Below are 15,763 nucleotides of genomic sequence, written 5' to 3'. Positions count from 1 at the left end.
GCTACCCATAAAGTATCAAACTAATATAATAAGAATTTAGATGTGAACGAGGTCGATTTGTCACATTTCCAGCAAACTATCTCCGCTTTGATTGAGCGAGTACAAAATGCCCAAGCAAGCGAAGTTCGTTGTGTTGAAGTTCTCACGCAAAAACCATCGTTTGCATTTATCGAATGGCTTCATGCTCAACCGCTTTTTCCTAAGTTCTACTGGCAGTCACGCGACACTCGTGAAGAGGTGGTTGCGCTTGGCCAGTTACACACATTTTCAGATCCAGCACCCGCGTATGCGATTCTAGGTGAAGACCAACGAATCTGGGGTGGACGTTCATTTGACGGCCATACTGAAAAAAATCGCCGCTGCATGGAATCTTTCTTCTTTCTTCCTCAGATAGAATTGATCCGCTTTGACGACACTTGGTCTCTGGCCGTTAACTTATCGCCTGATCGTGTTGCGTCGATTAATGCTCTGAATAAGCTGTCTGTTGATGCTGCGATATTGGCTCCCTTGTCTGCCCATATTGAACAGATTAACCACGTTCCAGAAAGAGAACAGTGGGGTGGTTTGGTTGAGAAGGTGCTTAAAGGCATTAGCGACGAAGAATATAAGAAAGTGGTTTTGGCACGTAAAACGACGCTAAAGCTTGATGCGCCTATTTGTGCTGCTCAACTACTTAAAGCGAGCTATCTGCAAAATCACCACAGCTTCCACTTTATGTTGGTACTGGATTCAAAACACAGCTTTATTGGTTCGACGCCTGAGCGCCTATATAGTCGACATGGCACCGAGCTCGATACGGAAGCACTGGCTGGGACTATTGGTCGTGGCGAGAACGCGACTGAGGATATGGAGCTAGCCAACTGGCTTTCTCAAGACACTAAAAACCTCAATGAGAACCAATATGTGGTCGATGACATCATTGAGCGTCTCACGCCTCATTCACAATCTGTACACGTAGAGAAAGAAGCGCGTCTGGTTCGTCTGCGTAAGGTGCAGCACCTAAAACGAAATATTCATGCGCAGCTTAATAACGGTGTTAATGGCGTTCAGTTGCTTGCCGCTTTACAACCTACAGCAGCAGTAGCAGGACTACCGCGTAAAGAAGCAATGGACTTCATTCTTGAACACGAACCGTTTGCTAGAGGCTGGTACGCCGGTTCTGTCGGTTACATCAGTCACCAACGAGCGGAATTTTGTGTGGCAATTCGAAGTGCATTGATTGTAAACGATCAAGTACAGCTGTTTGCAGGCGCGGGGATCGTGCCTGGATCGGTAGCAGAGCATGAGTGGCAAGAACTGAATAAGAAGATGTCGACCTTGCTTAGCCTGATTTCTGATCACCCACCATTGGGTGTGGCATCATGAGTCACGACCAAGCGGTATTAAACAGAGTTTGGTGTAACACATTACTTGAAGAGCTTGTCCGCAGTGGTGTTGAACATGTTTGCATCGCGCCAGGCTCTCGCTCAACACCATTAACACTCGAAGCCGAAGCTAACTCTAAGCTCACTTTACACACGCATTTTGATGAGCGCGGGCTTGGCTTCCTTGCTTTAGGTTTGGCTAAAGCGAGCAACAAGCCAGTTGCGGTGATTGTTACGTCCGGTACTGCTGTGGCTAACCTTCTACCAGCGACCGCTGAATCTGGATTAACGCGAGAAAAGCTAATCTTGCTGACCTCCGATCGGCCAATCGATTTAGTCGACTGTGGTGCTAACCAAGCGATTCAGCAGCAGGGTATTTTTTCGTCTCACGTTGAAACGGCATTAAACCTTCCAAGTCCAACGACACAAGTTTCTTTGAATTGGCTTTTGACGTCGGTTGATAACGCACTGGCGAAACAAAGCAGTTTTGGCGGTGCGATTCACATCAATTGTCCGTTCCCAGAGCCGCTCTATTCTAAGAACAGTGCTGAGATGTATGCTGACTACACTAACAGTATCGCTCGGTGGAGCTCGTCAACAATCCCGTATTCTAATACCTGTTTACCCAATCATTTGACTGTACAACCGATAGCGCTGGGCGATTACCTAGCGCGTAAAGGTGCGGTGATTATTGGTTCGATTGATAAAGAAGCGGCAACAAAAGCGCAGCAGTTTGCTTCTGCTTTGGGCTGGCCAACTTTCTGTGATCCTCAATCGGGCGTGAGTAGTGATTGGAAGCATTATGATCTGTGGTTACAAAGTGACTCAGTCAAAGAGCAACTCAACCAGTGTGATTTTATTCTTCAGTTTGGTGAGCGCATTGTTTCTAAGCGATTAAACCAATGGGTTAAGTCACAAGCGGCTTGGTTCGATTGCACGCAATATGTTGTGGTTTCACCTGATGTGCACCGTATAAATCAAGACCATCTGCCTCAAACTCATATTGTTGCCAATATTGAGTCATGGATAACCGATCAACACCTGCCAACGTTGTTGGGCAAACACTCGGGTTGGGCGACGCCTTTAATCGAGGTGGCGAATACCGTTCAGCAACTCGCACTCGCACAAATATCCAATAATGACCAACTGACCGAGTTGAGTGTTGCGGTTGACTTGTCGTCTAGACTTAAAGACAGAGAGTTGTTTGTGGGAAACAGCTTGATGGTAAGGCTGGTGGATATGCTGTCTTCAATATCTGCAAATCGAGTTTACAGCAATCGTGGTGCATCGGGCATTGATGGCTTGGTGGCGACGGCTGCGGGTGTAGTGAAAGCCAACCAAAATCCTTTGTTGATGTTGATTGGCGATACTTCTTTGCTTTACGACCTCAACTCACTGGCTCTACTGACTCATAATTTAACGCCGATGGTTATTGTTGTGACCAACAATGATGGCGGTGCGATCTTTGATTTATTGCCGGTACCAGAACAACAGAAACAATCACTTTATCAAATGCCTCATGGTTTCAGTTTTGAACACGCTGCTGCGCAATTCCAGTTGGGGTACGCTGCGCCAGAAACCTTGAATTGCTATCAAACCATTATCGAACAACATTTCGAACAGGGTCAGGGTACCTTGCTCGTGGAAGTTAAGACGCCCCCCGAACAAGCGTCTACCTTGCTGAAACAATTGAGTTCAATGCTCACCGAGGCATTAGCCTAAGGACTTTACATGCTTTACTCCGATTATTACCCAGCTGTACAAGATTCTTCTGACAAACCTTTGCTTGTTTTCTTACATGGTTTACTCGGAAGCGGGGATGATTGGAGTGCATGTCATCCATTCCTCGAGGATTTTCCTCTCCTTTGCATAGATTTACCCGGACACGGACAAAGTCGCTTTATCGATCCGGTAGGGTTTGATCATTGCTGCAAGAAAATTGTCCAGTGCATCACATCCCAACTGGCTCTCAACGATCTTCCTGCCGATTATCCTATCGTAGTGATTGGGTATTCTATGGGCGGAAGGCTCGCTATGTATGGGGTGACAAGCCCTTGCTTTGAGACGCTCAACCTCGAGAAAGTCATCATTGAAGGTGGCAATTTTGGCTTGGAATGTGATGAAGAAAGAGCACAAAGGTTAGTACATGATACGCAATGGGCTGTTCGTTTTGCACAGCAGTCGATTGAAGATGTTTTAGACGATTGGTATCAACAAAGCGTCTTTTCTTCACTAAATCATGAGCAAAGACAAACTTTGGTCATAAAGCGTAGTGGTAACCTTGGTGTATCCGTAGCAAATATGTTGTTATCTACTTCGTTAGCTAAGCAACCGGATTTACGTGCCACATTGAAATCTCATGAGCATTTATTGCATTATGTATGTGGAGAAAAAGATCGTAAATTCATGGAGCTAGCTGAGAATAGTGGCTTTGAATATAGTCAGGTTGATTACGCTGGTCATAATGTTCATTTTGAACAACCAGAGATGTTTTCAAACTTGATTATCCAATGTATCGCCAGTCGTTGATGAACTGACTGAGCGTGTCTCTCGTATCAAGCGCTATAGAAAGCAGAGCAACACCGTCGCGACTCTACACTAGTCGCGCTCTCTAATAGAACAATGGGAATCACCATGGCTAAAACAGTAGGCATCACAGAAGAAGAACTTTACGCAGCCGTTAACTGGCGCGATGAAAGCAGTCAATATGAAGATATTCAATACCACAAGTCTGAAGACGGTATTGCGAAAATCACGATTGCTCGCCCTCAAGTACACAATGCGTTCCGTCCACAAACCGTAAATGAGATGATTAATGCTCTGGCTGACGCTCGTTACGACGAGAAAGTTGGCGTAATCATTTTGACTGGTCTTGGTGAGAAGGCGTTCTGTTCTGGTGGTGACCAAAGTATTCGTGGTGACTACGGCGGCTATCAAGATGATTCAGGTACACACCACCTGAACGTACTTGATTTCCAACGTCAAATTCGTACTTGTCCCAAGCCAGTAATCGCAGCGGTATCGGGTTGGGCAGTCGGTGGCGGTCATGTACTTCACATGATGGCAGACCTTACTATTGCCGCTGAAAATGCCCAGTTCGGTCAGACGGGTCCTAAAGTGGGTTCATTCGATGGCGGTTGGGGTGCTTCTTACATGGCTCGCATTGTTGGCCAGAAGAAAGCGCGCGAAATCTGGTTCCTATGTCGTTTCTACGATGCTCAAGAAGCATTGGATATGGGCTTGGTGAACACGGTTGTGCCTGTCGCTGACCTAGAAAAAGAAACCGTTCGTTGGTGTCGTGAAGTTCTACAACACAGCCCAATGGCGCTACGTTGTCTGAAAGCAGCGCTGAATGCCGACTGTGATGGCCAAGCAGGTCTGCAAGAGCTTGCAGGTAATGCAACCATGATGTTCTACATGACAGAGGAAGGTCAAGAAGGCCGAAATGCGTTTAACGAGAAACGTCGACCTGATTTCGACAAATTTCCGCGTAATCCATAGTATTTCTCCTCTTCAAAATGAGTCGCTAATAGCGGCTCGTTTTGTTTTGATGTTCCCCGTTTTTTAGGAAACTTTATGAACTCAGTGAATTCTCAGCGTCACGCTAAACTTTACCGTTATCAATTACCTATGGATAGTGGCGTGGTGCTTCGTGACAATAAGTTGAACGAACGCGTTGGCTATATCATCCAACTTGAGTGTGATGGTAAAACTGGTCTTGGCGAAGTTGCGCCTTTGCCCGGTTTTAGCCAAGAAGATGCCGAACAAGCTGGCATTCAGCTTCAACACGAATTAGAGCTTTGGAGCCACAATAAACCTCAAACGCCTTTCGACGAGCTGTATCCTTCTGTCGCGTTTGGCTTTTCAATGGCGATGATGGAATTGCGAGGCGATCTTAACGCTCAAGGTAACTACCAAGCGGCGCCTTTGTGTACAGGCGATCCAGATGAACTGATCCCTGTATTGAATGAGATGGTAGGCGAGAAGGTCGCGAAAGTGAAAGTCGGCCTCTACGAAGCGATCCGTGATGGCATGCTAGTTAGCTTATTTCTTGAGTCGATCCCTGATTTAACGCTAAGACTTGATGCCAACCGCGCGTGGAAGCCAGAGAAAGCGAAGCAGTTCATTAAGTACATTTCGCCGTCACTGCGTCAGCGTATTAGCTTTATTGAAGAACCTTGCCAAAAGCCAGAAGACAGCTTGGCCTTTGCCATCGACCACGGCGTAGCAATTGCTTGGGACGAGACACTGCAAGAAGCGGTGCGTAACCCTGAGTTTGATTTAAGTGACTTAACTGGCGTTAAGGCTGTGGTAATTAAGCCAACCTTAATCGGCTCGGTAGAGCGCTGTGTGGCAATCATTGAACGTGCACAACAACTTGGCATTAAGCCTGTTTTAAGCTCAAGTATTGAGTCGAGCCTTGGCTTAACTCAGATTGCGCGATTGGCACAGCAGTACTTGCCTAATGAAGTGCCGGGGCTTGATACGATTGGTTTGTATCAACAACAGCTAGAATTGCCATGGCCAGGTTGCCAGCTTCCTGTTGCGAGTCTTGAACAGCAGCAGCTGATTTGGTCTTCATAAGCCGATTGTTCGGTTGACTCAATCAGTTTTCAATCTTTAACTTGGTTATCTTATGATGCGCCTACAATCTAATCATCACCCGCTCTGGGTACAGTGGACGCAGCACAACCCACATCAAACAGCATTCGTCACACCCAACCGTGCTTACACTTGGCTGCAAGTTGTGGCGTTAGTGAGTGATTACCAACAACAGCTATCAGAACAAGGTCTCTCAGAAGGAGATGTGTTGACTATTGTTGGTAAGAACCAAGCCGAAGTGATCCCCGTTTATCTCGCGGCACTTAATTTAGGTGTACTTTGTGCGTTCACCATGCCCCAACCTTCAGCTCGCTTAACGCAAAAGCTTGAATCGCTTTATAGGCCGTCGGATAGACGTTACTTATGGCTGTTAGAGAGCAGTGGTTTAAATCAACCAGACCTTGCTGAACCAAACACTCAGTTACTTACATTGCCTTGTTTGAGCGACTTAGATGTTGATGACAAACTAGCAGCAACGTCAAGACTTTCTGGTTTTAGCCCTCAGAACCTCGCGAGTATCGTATTCACTTCGGGTTCGACTGGAAACCCTAAAGCGGTGGCTCACACACTTGCGCAGCACCTGTATTCAGCTGCCGGGTTACTGGACGTCTTCCAATTTAAAGACAGTGATACTTGGCTGCTGAGTTTGCCTATGTACCATGTGTCAGGGCTGGCGATTGTTCATCGTTGGCTAGTTTCTGGTGGCTGTATAAAAATGGGTATTGGTCAGCTTGAATCCGATATCAAGGGCTGTAGTCATGCTTCGTTGGTCGCTACTCAGCTACATAGGCTATTAAAGAGTAAGCAAGCACTTACTTTAACTCATGTGCTATTAGGTGGCAGCCATATTCCAGAAGCGCTTGGCCTTGAAGCTCAGCAAATGGGGATTGAGACTTGGCTTGGTTATGGCATGACGGAAGCGGCCTCAACGGTGACAGCAAAGCTTGTTGATGCGAGCAGCACTGCCGGTTTTGTGCTTAATCATCGCCAATTGAAAATAGAAAACCAACGTATCTATATTGGAGGTAATACCCTCGCTTCTGGTTACTACTATCAAGGTACTTTAACCCCTTTAGTGGATGAGAATGGCTGGTTTGATAGTAAAGATCTTGGTCAATGGCATGGCGAGCAAGTGTCGATTATTGGCAGAGCCGATAATCAGTTTATTTCTGGCGGTGAGAATATTCACTGTGAAGAAATTGAGAGGGCACTTGGTCAACTTCCTGAGGTTAAGCAAGCCTTTATTATACCCGTTGAAGACAGTGAATTTGGCTTTAGACCCGTTGCGATTATTGACTGTGATGAAATGCCAACCAAAGTGTGGTTTGCCGAACAGCTACAAGGAAGCCTAGAGCGATTTAAGTTCCCTATCGACTACTACCGCATGCCAGAGCAAGAACAATTAGGCATCAAGGTATCGAGAGCGGGATTGGCGCAGTGGTTACAAGAGGTTCGTTCTAAATAAAACGAAGCGCAATACACGGTGACTAGTCGTAATTGCGCTTCAGGGGGGTGTGATGGTGGTGAAGCCATCACAAATTCTTATTGTTTTATCTTGTCATCAAAAGGTGCCGTGTTAAGCGAGAGCCTTTTTCATTTGTTCTGCGACCTTATCCACTTTTCCTAAGCCAATGATAACTTGCAGTCCACCTTTACCCACCGGAACCACACCTGCTGCTCCTAGTTTCTTCAGTTTGTCACTGTCGGCGATTGAAGAGTCTTTTACCGTTAGGCGTAGGCGAGTGATGCAGTTATCAACTTCTAGGATGTTGTCCGCACCGCCAATCGCTTCAATGTAGTTGTTAGTTAGGTTCACGAGTGCTTCAGGAGATGCAGTCTCGCCTTCAGCTTCCATCTCTTCACCACGACCTGGAGTACGTAGGTTGAATTTGATGATAGCGAAGCGGAAGATGCAGTAGTACAGCGCGAAGAACACAACACCTTGCACCAATAGCATGTACCAGTTCACTGCTAGTGGGTTTTGGCTAGACAGTACCAGGTCAACAAATCCTGCTGAGAATCCGAAGCCTGCCATCCATTCCATGCTTGCCGCAATGTAAAGTGATAGACCTGTTAATACTGCGTGCAGTAGGAACAGTACAGGAGCAAGGAACATGAAGCTGAATTCTAGTGGCTCTGTGATACCCGTGAAGAATGAAGCCATAGCTGCCGCAAGCATGATAGCGAATACTTGGTTCTTATTTTTCGCATCAGAACAGTGATACATCGCCAATGCTGCTGCTGGTAGGCCAAACATCATGATAGGGAAGAAGCCCGCTTGGTACATGCCAGTTTTACCTGGAATACCCGTACCGTTAGCGATAGATTGCGCGCCGCCTAGGAAGTTTGGAATGTCGTTAATACCGACAACGTCGAACCAGAACACAGGGTAAAGAGCGTGGTGCATACCAACTGATAGGAACAAACGGTTGAAGAAACCAAACAGACCAGCACCGACTGCGCCCATGCTTTCTAGTTTAATACCCAGAACGATCAGAGCGTCGTAAACAGCTGGCCAGATGTAAAGAAGAGCAAAGGAGAGAGCCATACCTGCGATTGAGGTCAGGATAGGAACCAAACGCTTACCGCTGAAGAACGCTAGAGCTTGAGGAAGTTCAACGGTTGAGTAGCGGTTGTAGATCTCAGCAGAGATGATACCCACAATGATACCTACGAATTGGTTGCTGATTTTGCCAAAAGCGGCTGGCACTTCACTTGCCTCAACATTAAGCAACTGTGCGACTGAGCCTGGGTTTAGCAACGTGGTGACGACAAGGAACATCACGAAACCAGATAGCGCCGCAGAGCCATTTTTGTCTCGGCTTAAGCCAAATGCGACACCGACTGCAAAGAGAACGGCCATGTTATCAATGATCGCACCGCCAGATTTGATCAAGAATGCGGCCAAAATACTTTCCGAACCCCATCCAACAGGATCCAACCAGTAGCCAATACCCATAAGGATTGCCGCAGCTGGCAGTGTGGCTACGGGAACCATCAATGCCTTACCTACTTTTTGCATATACCCAAGTATATTCATACGTGCCCCTAAATTTTGAAATTAATTTTTTTAATGTTTCTGCTCACCAGTATTTGCAACCAAATATTGATCAATGCAGTATTTTAAGTAACTGCGGCTATTAGAAACTTATTTCTTAATGCAAACAAACGAAACGGGTAGTACCATGAATTAAAATTTTTAATGCATGAGTGCTTATGGCAAACCATCAGTCTTTACTTAGAAATCTTCATACCTTTAATGTCGCAGCAGAGAAAATGAGCTTTACGCTGGCTGCTAAAAAGCTTCATTTAACACAAGGAGCGGTGAGTCATCGTATTAAGGTGTTAGAAGGTGAGCTTGGCTTTAACTTGTTTGTACGAGGCACACGCAAGCTTGAGTTGACCGAAGAAGGTCAGCGCTTTCAACGAACTTTGTCTAAGTCGTTAAGCTCGATTTTTGGTGAGATTGAAGACATTACCAACACCGATCTCTATGGGCAGATCAATATTGGTACTAGCCCAGCGTTTGCTAATAGCTGGTTGTTGCCTAGGCTCGCAGACTTTAAGAAAAGATACCCTAAGTTTAATCTCAATATCTTTTCGCAAGAGGAACAGGACTTTCACCAAAACCACCTTGATATAGCAATCTATTACGGTGCGGAAGATCTTAAAGACATGCACCGACAACGCCTTTTTGGTGAAAAGTACATTCCGGTTTGTACGCCGAGTTATGCTGCAGAACACAAGATCTTTGATGATGGTTTGGAGTCGCTTAATAGGATTAACTTTATTCATGCGTTAGGCTCCGACGTTTGGCAGCGCTGGATTAAGCACAATAATTTGGATGTGAATCTGTTCGAGCAGTTTTATTGTGTGAGTCACCGAGATATGGGCGTTAAGAGTGCTTTGTTCAATATTGGCGTTGCGATGGGGCGTTATCACTTCGTGAAGCAATACATTGAGACGGGAGAGCTAATTACGCCTTACCCAAGCATGGAGACAGATAAAGGATATGATCTCATCTGCCCGCTTGGCACCGAAAAGCGGCCTAAAGTTAGAACCTTTATCAAGTGGTTAGAAGGGCAGTTGAACTAGGTTAGTTAATTTAGCAATTAGATAGTTCAAAACAGAATTTATTATCTTTATAACCATCCATCATAATAAGCCATATAAATAACGGATTATAGAATAAGGTCTTATTATGAAAATTGCCCTCATCATTGCAGTGTTACTGCAGATAGGCCAAGCCATCACATCGTCAGGGCTGACGCGTTCGTTAGCTGAACTTACTGCATTTGTGTTAGTTGTGGTATTGGTTTTGATGAAAAGAGAGAGCAAGAAGAGTGATAAGCCCCTGTTTGAATAGCGAATTGGTCGAAATGTATCAAAAACGATAAAGGCAAAGCCCATATGAGCTTTGCCTTTTTACTTCCTGTTTCGATCTTCGAGCTTAGTGATCTTGTTAGAGATTTAACTCCCTAGAGGTTATGCGAGGGTCAACCACGCTAATGAACCTGTAGAGATCATTACCCACATCGTAATACCAAACATCAATGGCTTTGGTCCCGCCGCTTTCAGTTTCTCTACAGAGATACCGCAGCCAATTAAGAATAGACACACAACCAATGCACGCTTAGACACGTCAAAAATGCCTTGGTATACCACTTCAAATTGTGGCAACAAGTCGCTGACTGCGATAGCTGCACAGTAGAAGAAAATGAAGTAAGGCACGGTAATCTTCTTTTGATCGCTCTTGAAGATCATTGCGCTAACCAAAGCGATTGGGATGATCCACAATGCACGCGCGAGCTTAAGTGTTGTTGCGGTAGTCAGTGCTTCTTCACCATATGCAGAGGCAGCACCAACAACTGAAGAAGTATCGTGAATCGCGATCGCAGCCCAGGTACCGAACGTTTGTTGGCTCAATTCAAGTGCATGACCAATCATCGGGAATAAGAACAGTGCTACAGAGTTCAATACAAAGACGGTAGCCAAAGCTAAACCAATCTGTTCGTCTTCTGCTTTGATTGCCGGAGCGACCGCTGCAATCGCGCTACCACCACAAATGGCGGTACCAGAAGAAATCAGGTAACCCGTAGTACGGTCCAGCCCCATGCGTTTTGCTAAGAACCAGCCAATAACCAGCGTGCCGATAATTGTGGTAATGATCAAACCAATACCGTCACCAGTCACCGCTAGTGCTTTCTCAAACTGAATGCCAAAGCCCAAGCCGACAATTGAGTAGGCCAGTAGTTTCTTAGTCAGTTTGCCGACTTCTACGTTTTCTGGCACTAAACCTAAGCTCGCAAGCAGGAAACCGATAACCAGCGCAGTAGGGGAGCTTACCCATGGGGTTAAGCAAAATAGAGCAGCAAGATAAAATGGAATGGATTTATTCATTTTCATTATATTATTTTTATCGTTTCTGGTTATGGCAGCGTAGCGAAGACTATACGCTTAACTTGATGATAAGTAAGTCTAAATGAATTGAACAAACGTTAAGAAAAACTAAACGTCTGTTCAGGAGGGACATTTGGACTTATTTTAAGCTAATTATCTTTGAGAGCCACGTAGATCAGCAACAGCCTGATGCAGAGTTTCACAAGATGCATCGGCCGGTGAAATTGGCTCACCTGTTTCGATCTCTAGCTTTGTCCAGAAACGAGTTGGCAACCCTTTGCATGCTCGGCCTTTATAGCGACTGAAGTAGCTGCCCCATAACCCTTTGAGAGCCATTGGAATGACTGGTACGGGAGAACGTCGGATAATCAGCTCCATACCACGCATGAATTCTGCAACCTCGCCATCTGAGGTGAGTTTACCTTCCGGGAAGATACACACGATATGACCTTCATGTAGGGCTTGTTCAACCTCGTTGAAAGCGTTGCGAATCGAGCGGCGGTTGGTGGATGAGATAGGAATCACTCCAGCTCTTTTCAAGAAGCGTCTTAATGGCGGAAGCTTGGCATAGTCTTCTTCCATGACAAAACGAATCAGGCGAGGGCAAACCGCGCTGAGTAGCAGTGCATCCATATAGCTGACGTGGTTACAAACAATCAACGCTCCACCGTTTTCAGGTAGGTTGTGCAGATTCTTGTGCTTAACACGGTACATGGTGTGCGTGACGACCCAAGTGAAGAAGCGGAAGGCGTAAATGGGTACCTGATAGAACAGGTAAAGCATCACGAAGGTATTCAATAGCGCCAGCAGTACAAACAGCTGTGGAATGGATAATTCAAGCACGCTTAAGCATACGATGCCCATCACAGCGCTACCTACCATGAACAGCGAGTTGTAGATATTTAGCCCTGCAATCACTTGAGCACGCTCGTCTGGTTTCGCGCGTAGCTGCATCAGTGAATAAAGTGGAACAATAAAGATACCACCAGAGATGCCAAGCAGCAGTAGATAAGCAAACAGCGGCCATAGCTCGGAGTAAGTCACAAATTGCTGGAAAGAGCCAAATTCGGGCAAAGACTCAGGGATGGATGTCGCCATCAGCAAGCCAAAGATTGAAATTCCTAAACTGCCCATTGGCACAATGCCGATCTCAATTCGGTGATTGGAAAGCTTGTCACAGGCTAGAGAGCCAATGGCAATGCCTACAGAGAATAGCGCCAGCAAAAAGGCAACAGAACTCTCAGTGCCATTCAAATGCAGCTTAGTGAAGTTTGGGAATTGGGTTAAGTAGGTCGCGCCAAGGAACCAAAACCAGCTTATAGACATTAAAGCTTGGAAGGTTGGTCGGTCTTTTTTTGCAATCGCGAGTGTTGCTTTGGTCAGCTTGATTGGCTGCCATTTCACTTTAAGATCTGGCGCATTGCTTGGTGCTTCAGGAATAAAGCAGCTTGATACGTAGCCAAGCACAGCAAATGACACAATACAAATTGCTGCAACCAGCTTCGCGCTCTCTTCCGATGCAATAATACCGGCACCCAAAGTACCAATTAAAATTGCTAGAAATGTACCTGTCTCAACTAATGCGTTACCTGAAACGAGTTCTTTTGTTTCTAGTTGCTGAGGGAGTAGCGCGTATTTTACCGGTCCAAAGAAGGCACTCTGCGTTCCCATTAGAAACAGAAGTAGAAGTAAGATACCGTAGCTTTCGTAGATAAAACCAATCGCACCCAGCGACATGATCACCACTTCAAGCAGCTTCACTTTACGGATGAACCAAGATTTTTCGTATTTGTCAGCCAGTACACCAGCTAAAGCTGAGAACAGGAAGAAGGGCAGAATAAATAGCCCAGCCGCCAAGTTTATGAATAGGTTGCTGGAGATAGGTAGTGTGTCTACGCTTGCGAAAGCAACAAACAGCAACAGAACATTTTTGAATATGTTGTCGTTAAAGGCTCCCAGAAACTGGGTAATAAAGTAGGGTAGGAACCTTTTTTGCGTTAACAGCGAAGATTGGCTGCTGTTGTTCATTGTCTTTCCTTGAATGCTTACCAGTTGGTTAAGTAGTTTGAGACTAGGTTATTAATCAACTCTTTACCATCGATAGGCTCAGATGCGAAAAACTTATCGTCAACACTCAGAAGTGTAATTCCGTGCACGCCAGACCATAATACACGGCTCGCTTTAACGACTTCGCTTTCCGTATGTTCAGGTGCAATTGCGATTAACAATTGCTCTAACATGCCAGTCATCTTATCGATACGGTTGGATTGCCATTCAGGTAGGTTTTCACCGTTCATGTTGTGCTCAAAGATAAGCTGCCAACGGTGTGGGTGCTTTTGCGCAAAGTCGTGGTAGCAGTATGCAAGATTAAATAATGCTTGCTGTGCATTGCTTGATTGTTCAACGGCAGCTGCAGATTCAGCCGCGAGCTCATCCAGGGTTTTAGCTACAACATGAAGAAGCAAAAGATTGTAGTTACCGAACACATTTACCAGGGTACTCGGTACATAACCAATCATGTTCGCGATTTTTCGTAGGCTCAACTCGTGATAGGAGTGCTGCTCTAAAAAGTCTGTCACTGTATTTAAAGTCAGCTGGATCAATTGTTCTCGAGTGTGGTCGTTTCTGCGTGCCATGAGTAGTTTCTAGTAAATGAACATCGTTCAATATTTTAATGCTGCCCCTGAGTGCCGTCAATCCCTTCGCTAGTTTAGTAATCAACTAATCGCCGCAATATTATGAAACATGTGTAAACACAGTGAATATTTCATTGTGCTTTGTTAACGAGTATGATTAAGGTGTCGAAAGATAAAGAAACCTATAAAGGATAATAATGAAACGATTTTTCTCACTAGTCGCGATTCTGATGGTATCAGTCGCGGTGACACCAATCGCGGAAGCGAAAAAGTTTGGTGGTGGTAAGTCTTTTGGTAAGAGTTTCAAAACGGCTCCTGCACCCAAACAGCAACAACAGAACACGAATTCAATCCGACAAGATCAAGCCGGTAAGAACACAGCGGCTAACTCTAGCAAGAAAGGCCTTATGGGCGGTCTGCTAGGCGGTTTACTCGCAGGTGGTCTACTAGCAGCATTCTTCGGTGGCGCATTTGAAGGTATCCAGTTCATGGATATTCTGATTATGGGTCTGATTGCTTTCCTAGCGTTTAAGTTCCTACGTGGCATGCTTGGCGCGAAGCAGGGTTCTATGAATCAGCAGAATGCACGAGGCCAACAGCCAGCATTCGGCGGTATGGGACAAAACAAGTTTGAACAACCAACGCAACAGCCAAATGTTCATAACTTCGAGCAAGCACAACCTCAATCACAAGGCACTGCTGGTGGCTTTGGTTTTGGTGCGCAAAGTGATGTTCCACATAACTACCCACCGGGTTTTGATCAAGCGGCATTCATCAACGGCTCTCGTGAGCACTACCGTACACTGCAAGGTGCATGGAACCACAACGAGCTAAGCACGATTGAAGAATACGTGTCTCCAAGCCTTTTCGAAGACCTAAAAGCTGAGCGTAGCAAGCTAGACGGTGATCAGCACACAGATGTAATGTACGTTGATGCTGAAATCGTTCGTGCAGACCATGACGGCAGCAAAGCACAGCTAAGCCTACAGTTTAGCGGTCGCTACCGTGATTCTGCGGAAGGTATCGAAGAAGACATCACTGATATCTGGCACTTAGAGCGTGACCTAACAACCGACAACGCACCTTGGTTGATTGTTGGTATTCAAGGTTAATCTCTGGCACGGCTAACAGAATAAGTTAGCAAACCAGTGCTTTGATTATTAAAAGCCCCGACGGAGAAATCTGTAGGGGCTTTTTTGTGTCTGGTCGTTTGACTCTGCAAGTGGCTAGAAGAGATCTAGTTAGGGAAGGCCTGGGAATAAGGTGGGCTAACCTCAATGTAAGTTACTCATTTTAATGTTCTTAATTAGTTACTTAACCAAATAAAACTTAGGAGTTGGTTGATATGACGAGGTTTTTTGAGCCTATATTAGAGCCTGAACTTTCATCGCAGGAGAAACAGAAAATAGTGGATGACTGCGAAGCCCCTGTTTCGACAAACTGCTTAGGTTGCGCAGCTTATTTGGTTTGTAAGCATAATATGGAGGTTTGGAGTGATTGATTCATCGGTAAGTTCAAAGGTATCAACTACCTTACGATAAGATCGGTATTGCAGTGTTCTAACGTTTAGAAGAGAAGTTACGCTGAGAGATATGGAATGTTAGAAACGAAAAAAGCCAACTCAATGAGTTGGCTTTTCGATTTTCCAATTAAGGATAATATGGTGGAGGGAGACGGATTCGAACCATCGAAGGCAGTGCCGGCAGATTTACAGTCTGCTCCCTTTGGCCACTCGGGAACCCCTCCAGGGTGTGTCTTACT

The 15,763-nt window shown here is 45.5% G+C and carries 13 protein-coding genes and 1 tRNA gene; 9 read left to right on the top strand and 5 right to left on the bottom strand.

Annotation, left to right across the window (positions count from 1 at the left end):
• Positions 1 to 57 precede the first annotated feature (57 nt).
• The 6 genes from F0232_RS17790 (at position 58) to menE (ending at position 7,431) form a co-directional block, all read left to right on the top strand.
• Complete coding sequence (locus F0232_RS17790; protein WP_105059376.1) at positions 58 to 1,365, top strand: isochorismate synthase MenF; 1,308 nt, start codon at positions 58 to 60, stop codon at positions 1,363 to 1,365.
• Positions 1,362 to 3,086, top strand: a complete 1,725-nt coding sequence (menD, locus tag F0232_RS17785; protein WP_105059186.1) for a 2-succinyl-5-enolpyruvyl-6-hydroxy-3-cyclohexene-1-carboxylic-acid synthase — start codon at positions 1,362 to 1,364, stop codon at positions 3,084 to 3,086. The genes F0232_RS17790 and menD overlap by 4 nt, the downstream gene beginning before the upstream one ends.
• Positions 3,087 to 3,095: 9 nt before the next feature.
• A complete protein-coding gene (menH, locus tag F0232_RS17780) occupies positions 3,096 to 3,893 on the top strand; it encodes a 2-succinyl-6-hydroxy-2,4-cyclohexadiene-1-carboxylate synthase (protein WP_105059187.1) in 798 nt (265 codons plus the stop codon).
• Positions 3,894 to 3,998: 105 nt separating this feature from the next.
• Entirely contained in the window at positions 3,999 to 4,865 is an 867-nt protein-coding gene (gene menB / locus F0232_RS17775; protein WP_105059188.1) for a 1,4-dihydroxy-2-naphthoyl-CoA synthase, read from the top strand.
• Between the two features lie 75 nt (positions 4,866 to 4,940).
• Positions 4,941 to 5,948, top strand: coding sequence for an o-succinylbenzoate synthase (menC, locus tag F0232_RS17770; RefSeq protein ID WP_105059189.1), 1,008 nt, complete (start codon positions 4,941 to 4,943; stop codon positions 5,946 to 5,948).
• Positions 5,949 to 6,000: 52 nt separating this feature from the next.
• On the top strand, positions 6,001 to 7,431 hold the full coding sequence (gene menE / locus F0232_RS17765) for an o-succinylbenzoate--CoA ligase (protein WP_105059190.1): 1,431 nt from the start codon (positions 6,001 to 6,003) through the stop codon (positions 7,429 to 7,431).
• A 111-nt stretch (positions 7,432 to 7,542) separates the two neighbouring features.
• Here menE and nagE read toward each other — a convergent pair whose 3' ends face one another.
• Positions 7,543 to 8,988, bottom strand: a complete 1,446-nt coding sequence (gene nagE, locus F0232_RS17760; RefSeq protein WP_171750954.1) for an N-acetylglucosamine-specific PTS transporter subunit IIBC — start codon at positions 8,986 to 8,988, stop codon at positions 7,543 to 7,545.
• 194 nt (positions 8,989 to 9,182) lie between these two features.
• Here nagE and F0232_RS17755 point away from each other — a divergent pair, with 194 nt between their 5' ends.
• Together F0232_RS17755 and F0232_RS17750 are read left to right on the top strand one after the other, a co-directional pair.
• Complete coding sequence (locus F0232_RS17755) at positions 9,183 to 10,061, top strand: LysR substrate-binding domain-containing protein (protein WP_105059192.1); 879 nt, start codon at positions 9,183 to 9,185, stop codon at positions 10,059 to 10,061.
• Positions 10,062 to 10,167: 106 nt separating this feature from the next.
• On the top strand, positions 10,168 to 10,332 hold the full coding sequence (locus F0232_RS17750) for a hypothetical protein (RefSeq protein WP_008220662.1): 165 nt from the start codon (positions 10,168 to 10,170) through the stop codon (positions 10,330 to 10,332).
• Positions 10,333 to 10,451: 119 nt separating this feature from the next.
• Here the strand turns inward: F0232_RS17750 and F0232_RS17745 are convergent, their stop codons facing one another.
• From F0232_RS17745 to F0232_RS17735, 3 genes are all read right to left on the bottom strand, one after another.
• Entirely contained in the window at positions 10,452 to 11,372 is a 921-nt protein-coding gene (locus F0232_RS17745) for a YeiH family protein (RefSeq protein WP_061033648.1), read from the bottom strand.
• Between the two features lie 147 nt (positions 11,373 to 11,519).
• Positions 11,520 to 13,394 carry an MFS transporter gene (locus tag F0232_RS17740; protein ID WP_105059193.1) on the bottom strand — a complete coding sequence of 625 codons (1,875 nt, stop codon included), beginning with the start codon at positions 13,392 to 13,394 and terminating at the stop codon, positions 11,520 to 11,522.
• A 17-nt stretch (positions 13,395 to 13,411) separates the two neighbouring features.
• Complete coding sequence (locus F0232_RS17735; RefSeq protein WP_008220667.1) at positions 13,412 to 14,002, bottom strand: TetR/AcrR family transcriptional regulator; 591 nt, start codon at positions 14,000 to 14,002, stop codon at positions 13,412 to 13,414.
• 197 nt (positions 14,003 to 14,199) lie between these two features.
• Here F0232_RS17735 and F0232_RS17730 point away from each other — a divergent pair, with 197 nt between their 5' ends.
• Positions 14,200 to 15,114 (top strand): Tim44 domain-containing protein, encoded by a 915-nt coding sequence (locus F0232_RS17730; protein WP_008220669.1) that lies wholly within the window; start codon positions 14,200 to 14,202, stop codon positions 15,112 to 15,114.
• Between the two features lie 549 nt (positions 15,115 to 15,663).
• On the opposite strand, the gene F0232_RS17725 is transcribed toward F0232_RS17730, so the two are convergent.
• Positions 15,664 to 15,748 (bottom strand) — tRNA-Tyr (locus F0232_RS17725).
• Between the last annotated feature and the right edge of the window lie 15 nt (positions 15,749 to 15,763).

The sequence above is a fragment of the Vibrio sp. T3Y01 genome, assembly GCF_013114525.1.
GTDB lineage: Bacteria > Pseudomonadota > Gammaproteobacteria > Enterobacterales > Vibrionaceae > Vibrio > Vibrio chagasii_B.
Note: the sequence above shows the minus strand (reverse complement) of the source record. Positions and strands in the feature narration are given on the sequence as shown.